A 583-nucleotide genomic window follows, 5' to 3' on the forward strand; every position below is an offset into this window, starting at 1 on the left:
GCGCCCGGTGGCGATGCTGCTGCGCACCGGCAAGACGCCCTCGGGGGCCGAGACGGCGGGTCACGTCCGCCGCCTGATCCGCCGCATCCGCAGCCACTGGCCCGATAGCCACATCACGCTGCGCGGCGGCGGGCATTATGGCCGGCCCGAGATCATGGAATGGTGCGAGGCGAACGGCATCGACTATGTGCTCGGCCTGCCCGGCAACAAGGCGCTCCACGTCGATCCCGTCATCGTCGCCTGTGCCGATGCCTGCGCCACCGACCGGGCGCTGCGTGGCCTGGGCGGGCTGCGCCGCTATGCCGAAACCCGTTATGCCGCGAAGTCCTGGGGGCCAACTAAACGCCGGGTGGCGGCGCGGATCGAAGCCAGCAGCCTGGGCCTCGACATCCGCATCGTCGTCACCTCGATCGAGAAGGGCAGCGCCGAACATATCTAAGGCACGCTCTACTGCGCGCGCGGCCAGGCCGAAAATCTCATCAAGCTTCACAAGGCGCAGCTGAAAAGCGACCGCACCTCATGCCGCTCGGCCAATGCCAACCAGATGCGTCTCATCCTCCACACCGCCGCCTACTGGTTGATG

Annotated in this window: 1 pseudogene; it reads left to right on the plus strand. The window is 67.6% G+C overall.

Going from position 1 to position 583, the window contains the following annotated elements:
• Positions 1–583: pseudogene (locus tag EWE75_RS24845) on the plus strand (transposase); the annotation flags it as partial.

It is taken from the genome of Sphingomonas populi (assembly GCF_004208535.1).
Lineage (GTDB): Bacteria > Pseudomonadota > Alphaproteobacteria > Sphingomonadales > Sphingomonadaceae > Sphingomonas > Sphingomonas populi.